This is a genomic window from Streptomyces omiyaensis, from assembly GCF_014650895.1.
Lineage (GTDB): Bacteria > Actinomycetota > Actinomycetes > Streptomycetales > Streptomycetaceae > Streptomyces > Streptomyces omiyaensis.
In genome coordinates this window covers 71,764-83,989 of the sequence record NZ_BMVV01000008.1, presented here as the reverse complement: position 1 = coordinate 83,989, position 12,226 = coordinate 71,764, and the positions used below count along the sequence as shown (strand labels likewise).

The 12,226-nt window shown below is 73.2% G+C and carries 10 protein-coding genes; 3 read left to right on the top strand and 7 right to left on the bottom strand.

Annotated elements, in window-relative coordinates:
* Positions 1 to 175 precede the first annotated feature (175 nt).
* The 4 genes from IE287_RS15415 to IE287_RS15400 form a co-directional block, all read right to left on the bottom strand.
* Positions 176 to 625, bottom strand: coding sequence for a DUF6299 family protein (locus IE287_RS15415; RefSeq protein ID WP_189849620.1), 450 nt, complete (start codon positions 623 to 625; stop codon positions 176 to 178).
* Between the two features lie 150 nt (positions 626 to 775).
* Positions 776 to 2,269 carry a tripartite tricarboxylate transporter permease gene (locus tag IE287_RS15410; protein WP_189849619.1) on the bottom strand — a complete coding sequence of 498 codons (1,494 nt, stop codon included), beginning with the start codon at positions 2,267 to 2,269 and terminating at the stop codon, positions 776 to 778.
* Positions 2,270 to 2,272: 3 nt separating this feature from the next.
* On the bottom strand, positions 2,273 to 2,803 hold the full coding sequence (locus IE287_RS15405; RefSeq protein WP_189849618.1) for a tripartite tricarboxylate transporter TctB family protein: 531 nt from the start codon (positions 2,801 to 2,803) through the stop codon (positions 2,273 to 2,275).
* Positions 2,800 to 3,783: a Bug family tripartite tricarboxylate transporter substrate binding protein gene (locus tag IE287_RS15400; protein ID WP_189849617.1), complete on the bottom strand. Its 984-nt coding sequence runs from the start codon at positions 3,781 to 3,783 to the stop codon at positions 2,800 to 2,802. Before IE287_RS15400 ends, IE287_RS15405 begins: the two co-directional genes overlap by 4 nt.
* A gap of 151 nt (positions 3,784 to 3,934) precedes the next feature.
* Between IE287_RS15400 and IE287_RS15395 the strand changes: the two genes are divergently transcribed.
* Entirely contained in the window at positions 3,935 to 4,603 is a 669-nt protein-coding gene (locus IE287_RS15395; RefSeq protein WP_189849616.1) for a response regulator, read from the top strand.
* 254 nt (positions 4,604 to 4,857) lie between these two features.
* Positions 4,858 to 5,886: a lytic polysaccharide monooxygenase gene (locus IE287_RS15390; RefSeq protein ID WP_189849615.1), complete on the top strand. Its 1,029-nt coding sequence runs from the start codon at positions 4,858 to 4,860 to the stop codon at positions 5,884 to 5,886.
* On the opposite strand, the gene IE287_RS15385 is transcribed toward IE287_RS15390, so the two are convergent.
* Positions 5,883 to 6,749 carry an esterase/lipase family protein gene (locus IE287_RS15385; protein WP_189849614.1) on the bottom strand — a complete coding sequence of 289 codons (867 nt, stop codon included), beginning with the start codon at positions 6,747 to 6,749 and terminating at the stop codon, positions 5,883 to 5,885. The genes IE287_RS15390 and IE287_RS15385 overlap by 4 nt on opposite strands.
* Before the next feature lie 433 nt (positions 6,750 to 7,182).
* Here IE287_RS15385 and IE287_RS15380 point away from each other — a divergent pair, with 433 nt between their 5' ends.
* Positions 7,183 to 8,220 carry a YhgE/Pip domain-containing protein gene (locus IE287_RS15380; RefSeq protein ID WP_189849613.1) on the top strand — a complete coding sequence of 346 codons (1,038 nt, stop codon included), beginning with the start codon at positions 7,183 to 7,185 and terminating at the stop codon, positions 8,218 to 8,220.
* A gap of 79 nt (positions 8,221 to 8,299) precedes the next feature.
* On the opposite strand, the gene adhE is transcribed toward IE287_RS15380, so the two are convergent.
* Together adhE and IE287_RS15370 are read right to left on the bottom strand one after the other, a co-directional pair.
* Entirely contained in the window at positions 8,300 to 10,894 is a 2,595-nt protein-coding gene (adhE, locus tag IE287_RS15375; RefSeq protein WP_189849612.1) for a bifunctional acetaldehyde-CoA/alcohol dehydrogenase, read from the bottom strand.
* A gap of 179 nt (positions 10,895 to 11,073) precedes the next feature.
* Positions 11,074 to 11,928, bottom strand: coding sequence for a S1 family peptidase (locus IE287_RS15370; protein ID WP_189849611.1), 855 nt, complete (start codon positions 11,926 to 11,928; stop codon positions 11,074 to 11,076).
* Positions 11,929 to 12,226: the final 298 nt, after the last annotated feature.

The window sequence follows — 12,226 nt, the reverse complement described above, 5'->3', positions numbered from 1 at the left end:
CCGGGCGGCCCGGTCCGGGCGGGACCCGGAGGAGAGGGGCCGGGCCCCGTCCAGAGGGCCCTTCCGGAGCGCCACGCCCGGAGCGCCACGCCCGGAGCGCCACGCCCGGAGGGCACTGTCCGGAGGGCTGCTTTCCGGAGGGCTGCTTTCCGGAGGGCTGCTTTCCGGACAGGGCCTAGCCGAGGGTGACGGGGGCCTCCTCCACGGCGCGGAAGCCGGGGCGGGGGAGGCCGAGTCCGCCCTCGGGCACGAGCTGCACGAGGGTGGCCCGCACGTGGGCCTCGCCGGGCTGGTAGGCGGGGTCCTTGACCACCGCGGTGTTGGTCCAGGCGCGGAGCGTGCCGTCGCAGACGGCGCGGGTGCCGCCGATGCCGGCGGAACGGTCCTGCTGGTGCAGGGAGGAGCCGACGAGGACCGGGCCCTCGCTGTCGTCGAGGCAGCGGTAGGTGCCGGAGAGGGTGACCGTGCCGTCGGCGCCGAGGAGTCCGGCCGGGTCGACCGTGAGGAAGTCCGCGAGCCGTCCGGCCGTTCCGGCGGCGCGGCCGTCGGCCCCTCCCGCGTGGGCGAGAGGGGCGGCGGCCGCGGCGAGGAGCGCGGTGGCGGCGAGGGCGAGTCGGACGCGCATGAGGGGTGTCCCTTCGGGGGTGGGGGGAGGTGTCGCCCGCCAGGGATACCGGATCCGGCCGCCCGATGTCCGAAACTCACTCCATCATCGGCGAGTTGGCCGGACGGCACCCCTACCGTCCTACCGTCCTACCGCCCCGCGCCCCCGCGCTCAGCCCGCCGCACGGGTGCGGGTCACCGCCTTCCGCAGCAGCGGCCACGCCAGCAGGAGCGCCACCAGCGCGTAGACGGCCACCGAGAACGGGGTGTTCACCAGTCCGGTGACGGAACCGTCGCTGATCTGGAGGGCGCGGCGCAGCTGCTGCTCGGCGGCCGGGCCGAGGATGACGCCGATGACCGCGGGCAGCACCGGCAGGCCGTAGCGGCGCATGCCGAGGCCGAGGAGGCCGACCACCAGCAGGACGACCAGGTCGAGGGCCTCGCCGCCGACCGCGTACGCGCCGACGGCGGCGAAGAACAGGATGCCGGCGTAGAGGTACGGGCGCGGGATGCGCAGCAGCTTCGCCCAGACGGGCGCGAGCGGCAGGTTGAGCGCGAGCAGCAGGACCATGCCGACGAAGAGCGAGGCGATCAGGCCCCACACCAGCTCGGGCTCCCGCTCGAAGAGGAGCGGTCCGGGCTGGATGCCGTACTGCTGGAAGGCGGCGAGCATCACCGCGGCGACGGCGGTCGTCGGCAGGCCGAGGGTGAGCATGGAGACGAGGGTGCCGGCGGCGGAGGCGGAGGCCGCCGACTCCGGTCCCGCGACGCCCTCGACGGCGCCCTTGCCGAACTGCTCCTTGTGCTTCGACAGCCGCTTCTCCGTCACGTACGACAGGAAGGTCGGGATCTCCGCGCCGCCGGCCGGGATCGCGCCGAACGGGAAGCCCAGGAACGGGCCGCGCAGCCACGGCTTCCAGGTGCGCCGCAGATCCTCGCGGCCCAGCCACGGGCGGCCCACCGGGACGGGCCGGCCGGCGGTGCGGCGCAGGTGGGCGGCGACCCAGAGGGCCTCGCCGATGGCGAAGAGGCCGACCGCGACGATGACGACGTCGACGCCGTCGGCGAGCTGGAGCGAACCGAAGGTGAGCCGCTGCTGGCCGGTGAGCTGGTCGAGGCCGACCAGGCCGAGGGTGAGGCCGATGAGCAGGGAGGCCACGCCGCGGATCCGGGAGGAGCCGAGGACCGAGGTCACCGCGATGAAGGCGAGGACCATCAGGGCGAAGTAGTCGGGGGCGCCGATGTCGACGGCGAGGGCCGCGACGGTGGGGGCGAGGACGACGAGCAGCATCGTGCCGATCATGCCGCCGGTGAAGTGGCCGATCGCGGCGGCGGCGAGCGCCTGCGCGCCCCGCCCGGCCTTGGCCATCGGATGGCCTTCCATGGCGGCGACGACGGCCGCGCTCTCGCCCGGCGTGTTCAGCAGGATCGAGGTGGTGGAGCCGCCGAACATGGCGCCGTAGTAGATGCCGGCGAACATGATGAAGGCGCCGGTGGGTTCGAGGCCGTAGGTCACCGGGAGCAGCAGGGCGACGGCCATGGCGGGGCCGATGCCGGGCAGCACGCCGATCGCGGTGCCGAGGAGCACGCCGACGGCGGCCCACAGCAGGTTGACCGGGGTGAGGGCGGTCCCGAAGCCGTCCATCAGGGAGTTCAGGGATTCCATGGGTCAGAGCACTCCCATCAGCGGACCGCCGGGCAGCGGGACGCCCAGCAGCCGGTCGAAGACGCCGTAGGTGAGGAGGGAGAGGACGGCCGCGATCAGCGGGTCCCGGGCGGGGTGGCGGCTGCCGAGGACGTAGGCCGCGCCCCAGAAGAGCAGGGCGCCGGCGACCGGGAAGCCCAGCGGGCCGATGAGGACGGCGAAGCCGAGGAAGACGCCCACGAGCAGCAGGACGGTGCGCCAGTCGGCGGGGGCGTCGAGGTCGACGTCCTCGCCGCCCTCGGCCTCGCCGCGGCCGCCGTGGAGCACGTCGAGGGCGAGGAGGACGGCGACGACGACGAGGCCGCAGCCGACGACCAGGGGGACGGTGGCGGGGCCGACGGGGCCGCGGGCGGAGACGTCGACGTCGAGGGTGAGGGCGTCGGTGAGGACGAGGACGCCGAGGAGGAGGAGCAGGGCGCCGACACCGAGCTCGGAGCGGGCCTTGAGCCGGTCCCTGAGCGGGGCCCTGGGCGAGGGGGGCGGCGGGGTGGTCACAGTCCGAGCTCCTTCAGCACCGTGTCGACGCGGGTGTTCTGTTCGGTGAGGAAGGCGCCGAACTCCTCGCCGGGCAGGAAGGCGTCGGTCCAGCCGTGGGTCTTCAGCGACTCGCGCCACTGGGGCGAGTCGTGCAGCTTCGTGACGAGGGTGACGAGCCGCTCCCGCTCGGCGTCGGTGAGGCCGGGCGGGGCGACGATGCCGCGCCAGTTGGTGAACTCGGTGTCGAGGCCGGCCTCGCGGAGGGTGGGGGCGTCCAGGCCGGGCACCCGCTCGGCGCCGGTGACGGCGAGCAGGCGCAGCTCGCCGGCCCTGATCTGGTCCAGGTACTCGCCGACGCCGGAGACGCCGAAGGCGACCTTGTCGCCGAGGATGGAGGCGAGGAGCTCGCCGCCGCCGTCGAAGGGGATGTAGTTGACCTCCTTCGGCGGGATGCCGGCGGCCTGGGCCATCAGCATCGGCGCGAGGTGGTCGGGGCCGCCGGGCGAGGAGCCGCCGCCGACGGGCAGCTTGCCGGGGTCCTTCCTCCAGGCCGCGAGCAGCTCCTGGATCGTCCGGTACGGGGAGTCCTCGGAGACGACCACGATGTCCTGCTCCTCGGTGAGCCGGGCGATCGGGGTGGTGTCGGCGAGGGTCCTGGGGGTCTTGTTGGTGTGGACGGCTCCGACGACGCCGAGCCCCATCGACATGGCGACGCGGCCGTCGCCGCGCTCGCCGACGAGCCGGGTGAGGCCGACGGTGCCGCCCGCGCCGGGCAGGTTGAAGACCTCGATGTCGCCGGTGAGACCGGCCTCCTCGGCGTTCTTCGCCGCGGTGCGGGCGGTGATGTCGTAACCGCCGCCGGGAGTGTTGGGGACCATGAACCGCAGGCCGGGGATGTCGGTGCCGGTGTCGGAGCCGCTGCCGGGGGTGAGCAGCGGCGGCCCCACGAGCACCAGCAGCGCCGCCCCGAGCAGGGCGAAGGGGGTGCGAAGACGCAACGAGGCCGCCTCTCGGTGGTTGGGGGTGGGTTCCGGGACGGGCCCGGGAGAAGTGAAGTGGGCCACATGTTGCCCGCGCGTGAGGAAGCTGTCTCCCTTCCGCAACCAACGGACGTTGTGGTCCTTGTGGTCGCGACCTACCGTGTCCGGCGTGACGAAGGTGCTGGTGGTCGACGACGACTTCATGGTGGCCAAGCTGCACAGCCGCTACGTGTCGGCCGTGCCGGGCTTCTCCGTCGTCGGTGTCGCGCACACCGGCGCGGAGGCGCTGCGCGCCGCGCACCGGCTCCGCCCCGACCTGGTGCTCCTGGACATCTTCCTGCCGGACATGGACGGCATCGGGGTCCTGCGCGAGCTGCGCGGGGCCGGTCTCTCGATGGACGCGCTCTTCATCACGGCGGCCCGGGACGCGGGCATGGTCCGGGCGGCGCTGCGGGCCGGCGCCCTGCACTACCTGATCAAACCCTTCAACCAGGCGGCGCTCCACGAGCAGCTGCGGCACGTGGCCTCGCTGCGGACCCGGCTCGACGGTCTGGACGAGGCGCGCCAGGAGGACGTGGACCAGATCTTCGGCACCCGCCCGCGGGGCTCCCGCGAGCTCCCGAAGGGGCTGGCCGCGCACACGGCGGAGCTGGTGGAGGGCATCCTGCGGGCCCGTCCGGAGGGGCTGTCGGCCACCGAGTGCGCGGAGGCGGGCGCGCTGTCCCGGGTCAGCGCCCGCCGCTATCTGGAGCACTTCGCCGCCACGGGCCGGGCCGAGGTGACCCTGCGCTACGGGGGCACGGGACGCCCCGAGCGGCGGTACCGGCCGACGGGGTGAGCGGCGGGGTGGGCGGCGGGGAGACCGACGGGGCGGGCGGCGGGAGACCGGAGCGGCCCCGGCACCGCCGCCCGGCCCACCGGAGCGGCTGCCGCCGGGGAGCCGGGGGCCGTTTTTGAAGCGGCTCTTTGCTCCGCCTTAAAGGGGTCCTAAGAATCGCCATCTCCCCTTCTCCGGGGCCTTTTTCGGCGAGGGAGCGGGCTAGCGTGCGGGGCAACCCCCCACACCCCCTCTCGTGTCAGGAGTCTCCCCCCATGACGTCTCGTCGTACGGCCGCCGTCCTCACCGCCTCGGCCGCGGTCGCCCTCGCCGGGCTCACCGCCGTCCCCGCCCACGCGCACGGGTCGATGACCGATCCGGTGAGCCGGGTGGCCGCCTGTTACGCGGAGGGGCCGGAGTCGCCGTCGTCGGCGGCGTGCAAGGCGGCGGTGGCGGCGAGCGGGACGCAGGCGTTCTACGACTGGAACGCGGTGAACATCGCGAACGCGGCCGGCCAGCACCGGCAGCTGATCCCGGACGGGAAGCTGTGCAGCGCGGGCAACGACAAGTACCGGGGCCTGGACCTCGCCCGGGCGGACTGGCCGGCGTCGAAGCTGGCGTCCGGGAAGCACACCTTCCGCTACAAGGGGACGGCGCCGCACAAGGGCTCGTTCGCGCTGTACGTGACGAAGGACGGCTACGACCCGTCGAAGCCGCTGAAGTGGTCGGACCTGGAGGCGCAGCCGTTCGTGACGGTGACCGACCCGGGGATGCAGAACGGCGACTACGTCTTCCAGGGGACGGTGCCGAAGAAGTCGGGCCGGCACCTGATCTACTCGGCCTGGCAGCGCTCCGACTCCCCCGAGGCGTTCTACACCTGCTCCGACGTGGTGTTCGGCGCCGACAACGGCGGTGCGGCGCCGTCCGCGTCCGCGCCGAGCGACGGCCAGATCGAGGACGGGAAGGACGAGTCCTCGGTCGAGCACGGCGGGCACGGCGACCACGACGCCTCGACCGGGGCGGGCTCCACGGCGCCCGCGCCCGCGCCGACCTCGAAGGCTCCGGCGGAGAAGCCCGCGAAGCCGGCCGGGCAGCCGGCCGCGAAGCCCGCCGGGGAGACCCCGGCGGCGACGCCGGACGCGACCGCCTCGCACGCCCCGGCCGCCGCCGGCGAGCCCGTGGAGCTGGCCGAGACCGGTGGCAACGCCGGCACGCCGTACATCGCGCTGGGCGCGGCGGGGGTGCTGGCGGTCGGCGCGGCCGTGCTGTTCGGCGCGGGCCGGCGGCGGACCCGTCGGGGCTAGCCGATCACCGACAGGCAGCTGGTCGGGGTGGCGTGGGCCGGGTCGAGGGCGTTGGCGACCTCGTGGAAGGCGACCCGGTCCACGGTGCCGATGGCCACGTGCTCGGAGAGGTCGAGGGCGCACTTGTCCTGGATCAGGACGTTGGTGACGTTCGGCCCGGAGAGGAACTGCGAGCGGTACGGCGTGACGACCTCGTCGTACCTGGTCGCGATGGTGTGGTAGCGGACGCCGGGCACGGTGTCGCCGCCCTCGTTGAGCCGGGTGAGGAAGGCGGAGCCGGCGATCTGGTCGGCGAGGCCCGGCGTGGAGGCCTTGATCAGGTCCTCGGCGCCGGGGAAGTGCGGCAGCAGCCTGGTGAGGCCGAGCAGGGTGGTGCCGTGGTTGTCGGGCGCGATGCCGACGAGCGCGTTCACCTTCTCGGCCCCGCCGAGGAACTTGAGGTACCAGCGGGGCATCATGCCGCCCTGCGAGTGGCCGACGAGGTCGGCCTCGGGGGCGCCGGTGGCGGCGAGGACCCGGTCGACGAAGGCGTCGAGCTGTCCGGCGGACTCCTCGATGGGGCCGAGGCCGTGGAAGAAGGGCACGTTCGGCAGCTGGCCGTAGTCGAGCGAGTAGACGCAGTAGCCGCGGTTGACCAGGTACGGGGCGAGGACGAGCCAGTTGTCGACGGAGTTCCCGAGGGTTCCGTGGACGAGGACGACCGGGCGCGGGTGGGCGGCGGAGGGCTTGCAGGACCAGTCGTTCCAGCCGCGGCTCGGCGCGGCGGCCTGGGCGGCGGCGGTGGGGGCGAGGACGGCGGCGGCCGTCAGGAGCAGGACGGACAGGACTCTGGCGAGGTGCTTCCAGGGGTTCCGGGGCAGCATCGGGCGATCTCCTTGCGGCTCAAGGGGATGGTGGGGGTGCTGTGCCCTGCGGTCCGGACCACAAGTGGGGATGCTCTCCCGCCAAGTTACGCACGGGTGTTACCGGCTGGGAAGTTACGTGGCGGTAAAAACTGGCGTGTCGTCAGCGCCGGTTCAGACGGCGGGCGTTCGGGTCAGCAGGGAGTCGGGGTCCGTCACGTGCGGGCCGCCGGATCCCGGATCCGTCGCGTACGGGCCGCCGAGAGACGAATCCGTCGCGTACGGGGCGCCGGGTCCCGGATCCGTCGCGTGCGGGCCGCCGAGAGCCGGGGCCGTCGCGTGCGGGGCGGGCCCCGGTCGGATCCGAATCGGCGACGGGTGCGGCCCCGCTCCCGTCAGCCGTTCGGCCCCTCCCCGCCTGCGGGGACACCGCCTCCCCCGGAGCCTGGGGGGCATGAGTCTCGTCGACGAACTGAAAAGCGCCGTCACCCCCCGAGCCGCCCTGCTCGTCGTCGGGGTCTTCGCCCTCCAGCTCCTCTTCATCACCTCGTACGTCGGGGCCCTGCACAACCCGAAGCCGTCGGACGTGCCCTTCGGCGTGGTCGCGCCCGAGCGGGTGGCCACCGCCCTCGTGGGCGAGCTGGAGGAGCTGCCCGGCGACCCGCTCGACCCGCGGACGGTCGCCGACGCGGACGAGGCCCGCGACAGGATCATGAACCGGGAGATCGACGGGGCCCTGATCGTGAACCCGGCGGGCCGCACCGACACCCTGCTCGTCGCCTCCGGCGGCGGCACCGTCCTCTCCTCCGCCCTGGAGAAGATCTTCACCCAGGTCGAGGCGGCCCGGCAGCGGGAGGTGCGGACGGTCGACGTGGCCCCCGCCTCGCCGCAGGACTTCGACGGGCTCTCCGCCTTCTACCTGGTGGTCGGCTGGTGCGTCGGCGGCTACATCTGCGCCGCGATCCTCGCCATCAGTGCCGGCTCCCGGCCGGCCAACCGCGAGCGGGCGATCATCCGGCTCGGCGTCCTCGCCGTCTACTCGGTCCTCGGCGGCCTCGGCGGCGCGGTCATCGTCGGCCCGATCCTGGGCGCCCTGCCCGGCTCCGTCGCCGCCCTGTGGGGCCTCGGCGCCCTGGTCGTCTTCGCGGTCGGCGCGGCCACCCTCGCGCTCCAGTCGGTCTTCGGGATCGTCGGCATCGGCCTGGCGATCCTGCTCGTGGTGGTCCTGGGCAACCCGAGCGCCGGCGGCGCCTTCCCCGCTCCGATGCTGCCGCCGTTCTGGAAGGCGATCGGACCGGCCCTGCCGCCGGGCGCGGGCACCTGGGCGGCGCGCTCGATCGCGTACTTCAAGGGCAACGACATGACCTCCTCGATGCTGGTGCTCTCCGCCTGGGCGGTGGTCGGCAGCGCGGTCACGCTGGTGCTGTCCTCGATGAAGCGGAAGCCGGAGGGCGAGCCGATCGCCGCGGAGGTGGGCGAGCCCCGCGCCTGACCCCGGCCGGACGTACGAGGAGACCCCCGCCGCCGCGGGGGCCTCCTCGTACGTCCGGGGCCGCTTCCCGTGGCCGGGGCTACTTCCCGTAGTACGCCCGGACCATCAGCTCCTTCATCTCCTCGATCATCGGCATCCGCGGGTTGGCCGGGGCGCACTGGTCGGCGTAGGCGTTCATCGCCTGCTGCGGCAGGGCCTCCATGAAGGCCGCCTCGTCGACGCCCTCGGCCCGGAAGCCGGCCGGGATGCCGCACCGCTCGCGGAGCTCCTCGACGGCCCGGGCGTAGGACTCCACGCCCTCCTCCGGGGTCGCGGCCGGCAGGCCGAGCGTCCGGGCGATCTCCTGGTAGCGCTCGGGCGCCCGGTAGACCTCGGCCTTCGGCCACGGCACGGCCTTGTGGGTGACGGTGCCGTTGTGCCGGATCACGTGCGGCAGGAGCAGCGCGTTGGTGCGCCCGTGGGCGACGTGGAAGGTGTTGCCGAGGGTGTGGGCCATGGCGTGGACCAGGCCGAGGAAGGCGTTGGCGAAGGCCATGCCGGCGATGGTGGACGCGTTGTGCATCCTCTCGCGGGCCTCGGGCGCCTTCGCTCCCTCCTTCACGCAGGTCTCCAGGTTCTCGAAGATCAGCCGGATGGCCTGGAGGCACTGCCCGTCGGTGAAGTCGTTGGCGTAGGCCGAGACGTACGCCTCGGTGGCGTGGGTCAGGGCGTCGAAGCCGGAGTCGGCGGTGACCTTCGGCGGGAGGTTCAGCGGGAGGACCGGGTCGACGATGGCCACGTCCGGGGTGAGGGCGTAGTCGGCGAGCGGATACTTCCGGGCGGCCTCCGGGTCGGAGATGACGGCGAAGGGGGTGACCTCGCTGCCGGTGCCGGAGGTGGTCGGGATCGCGACCAGCTTCGCCTTCTCGCCGAGCTTCGGGAAGCGGTAGGCGCGCTTGCGGATGTCGAAGAACTTCTCCTTGGTGTCCGCGAACTCGACCTCGGGCCGCTCGTACATCAGCCACATGATCTTCGCCGCGTCCATCGGGGAGCCGCCTCCGAGGGCGACGACGGTGTCCGGCCGGAAGGCGCGCATGGCGGCGGCACCGGCCCGGACGGTGGCGAGTTCGGGGTTGGGCTCGACGTCGTCGACGATCTGGATCTCGACCGGCTCGGGGCGCCCGTTCAGGATGTCGGTCACCTTCCGGACGAAGCCGATCTCGCCCATGGTCCGGTCGGTGACGATCGTGACCCGGTGCACGTCCTCCATCTCGCCGAGGTAGCGGATCGCGTTGCGCTCGAAGTAGATCTTCGGCGGGATCTTGTACCACTGCATGTTGGTGTTGCGCCGTCCGATCCGCTTGATGTTGAGCAGGTTCACCGCGGTGACGTTGTTCGAGACGGAGTTGTGCCCGTAGGAGCCGCAGCCCAGGGTGAGCGAGGGGAGGAAGGCGTTGTAGACGTCGCCGATGCCGCCGAAGGTTGAGGGGGCGTTGACGATGACCCGGACCGCCTTGACCCGCCGGCCGAACTCCTCGGCGAGGGCCTCGTCCTCGGTGTGGATCGCGGCGCTGTGCCCGAGGCCGTGGAACTCGACCATGGCGGCGGAGAGCGCGAGGCCGTGCTCGGTGTCGTCGGCGCGCAGGGCGGCGAGGACCGGGGAGAGCTTCTCGCGGGTGAGGGGTTCGTTCTCGCCGACCTCGGCGCACTCGGCGAGCAGGATCGAGGTTCCGTCGGGGACCTCGAAGCCGGCCTGTTCGGCGATCCACGCGGGGGACCTGCCGACGACGGCCGCGTTCAGCTTGGCCCCGCCGCAGTTGGTGCCGAAGGCCGTGACGCCGAAGAGGTACTCCTCCAGCTTGGTCTTCTCGGCGGCGGTGACGACGTGGGCGCCGAGCCGCTCGAACTCGGCGAGGCCCTCCTCGTACACCTCGGCGTCGAGGACGACGGCCTGCTCGGAGGCGCAGATCATGCCGTGGTCGAAGGCCTTGGAGAGGACGATGTCGTGGATCGCCCGCTGGAGCCTGGCGTCCTTGGCGACGTAGGCGGGGACGTTCCCGGCGCCGACGCCGAGGGCGGGCTTGCCGCACGAGTAGGCGGCCTCGACCATGGCGTTGCCGCCGGTGGCGAGGATGGTGGAGACGCCGTCGTGGCGCATGAGGAGGCCGGTGGCCTCCATGGAGGGCTCCTCGATCCACTGGACGCAGCCGGCGGGCGCGCCGGCGGCGACGGCGGCGTCGCGGACGATCCGGGCGGCCTCGGCCGAGCAGCGCTGGGCGGAGGGGTGGAAGGCGAAGACGATCGGGTTGCGGGTCTTGAGGGCGATCAGCGCCTTGAAGACGGTGGTCGAGGTGGGGTTGGTGACCGGGGTCATCGCGCAGACGACGCCGACGGGCTCGGCGATCTCGGTGATGCCGTTCAGCTCGTCGCGGGAGACGACGCCGACGGTCTTGAGCCCGGCCATCGAGTTCGTGACGTGCTCGCAGGCGAAGAGGTTCTTGACGGCCTTGTCCTCGAAGAGGCCGCGGCCGGTCTCCTCGACGGCGAGGCGGGCCAGTTCGCCGTGGGCGGCCAGCGCGGCGAGCGAGGCCTTCCGGACGATGTGGTCGACCTGTTCCTGGTCGAGGGACTCGAACTCCGCGAGCGCCCCGAGCGCCCGCCCGACGAGTCCTTCCACCCTCTCCTCGGCCGTCATGACGGGCCTCCTTCACAGGTCCCTGATTTCTCCGTCACCTCCATTCGACACCCGGCGACCTGCGGGAAGGAGCGCGGAAAGACCCTGGTGGCGGGGCCGGAAGTCCTTTTGTGAATTCATTCACAAGACCTTGGAAGGGGGTGCCCCGGCCGGTGCGGCCGGGGCACCCCCCGTGCGGGTCAGTAGAGGCTGACCCCGTACTTCGACAGGGCTTCCGGCACCGGCTGGTAGAAGGTGGTGCCGCCGGTGGAGCAGTTGCCGCTGCCGCCGGAGGTGAGGCCGAGCGCCTTGGTGCCGTCGTACAGCGCACCGCCCGAGTCGCCGGGCTCCGCGCAGACGTTCGTCTGGATCATGCCCCGGACCGTGCCGCCTCCGGAGTAGCGCACGGTGGCGTTCAGGCCGGTGACGGTGCCGCCACGGGTGCCGGTGGTGGAACCGGACCGCTTGACCGGCTCACCGACGTAGGCGTTCGCGGCGGTGAAGCCGCCCGGATGGGCGAGCGAGGTGTTGTCGTAGCGGACCAGGGCGTAGTCGTTGCCCGGGAAGCTGGAGCCGACGGTGGCGCCGATCAGGGTGGACTGGGCGGAGTTGGCGTACCAGGTGTCCACGACGTTGCCGCAGTGGCCGGCGGTGAGGAGGTAGTACGTGCCGCCGCTGCGCACGTTGAAGCCGAGCGAACAGCGGTAGCCGTCGCCGTGGATGGCGTCGCCGGCGCCGAGCAGGGGCCTGAAGACCCCGGCGTCGCGCTGGACGCGCAGGGCTCCGGCGTCGGCGCCCGCCGCCGCCCTGATCTTCGCGAGCCCCGCGTCGGTGACGGTCGAGTCGGCGGTGACGACGATCCGGCCCGCGGCCCCGTCCACGTACCAGGCGATGCCGCCGACCCCCGCGGCGTCGACCGCGGACTCGGCGCGGGCCAGCTGGGCGGCGGGGGCCGGCCCGGGGTCCGGGGCGGCCTGGGCCCCGGGGAGCCCGAGGGCGGTGACGGCCGCGAGTCCGGCGGCGACGGCGAGCGAACGGGTGCGCTTGATCCTCACTGCGCTCCTCACTTCCTTCTGGGAAAAGCGGAGGGGGCCCGGGGGGTGAGAGGCCCGTGAGGCGCCCATCAGGTGACGTGTCCCTGACATGCACCGTCCGTGATGGTGCCGTCTCCGCGCCCCGGACACAAGACCGCCGCACGGACCGCGGCACACGCGGGTGCCCCGGCCGCACCGGCCGGGGCACCCGTCCTTCGCGCCGCGAAGGCCATCGGCCGGACGGCCCAGCGGCGCGGTCACTCAGCCACGCGGACACCCGGACACACGTCGTCACACGTCACGCGGTCACACGTCACGC